The sequence below is a fragment of the Siminovitchia sediminis genome, assembly GCF_042680885.1.
Lineage (GTDB): Bacteria > Bacillota > Bacilli > Bacillales > Bacillaceae_C > Siminovitchia > Siminovitchia sediminis.
On sequence record NZ_JBHUEO010000103.1, the window covers coordinates 1,148 to 1,492 of the forward strand.

General features: G+C 55.1%; 1 pseudogene. It reads left to right on the forward strand.

The window, feature by feature from the left end:
• Positions 1-345: pseudogene (locus ACFSCZ_RS17765) on the forward strand (pyruvate carboxylase); the annotation flags it as partial.

The window sequence follows — 345 nt, forward strand, 5'->3', positions numbered from 1 at the left end:
AAAAAGATGCCGAACCTTTTGTTCCAGATGCTGTTCCGCGGATCGAACGCCGTCGGCTACACGAACTATCCGGATAACGTCATTAAAGCGTTCATCGAGGAAGCCGCCGATGCCGGGATTGATGTGTTCCGGATCTTTGACAGCCTCAACTGGATCAAGGGCATGGAAGTGGCGATAGATGCCGTGCGGCAGACGGGCAAGATCGCAGAAGCGACGATATGTTACACCGGGGATATCGATGACCCGGACCGTCCGAAATACCATATCGACTACTATAAGAAGATGGCGAGGGAGCTGGAGGCGCAGGGTGCGCATATGCTGGCGATCAAGGACATGGCCGGGCTC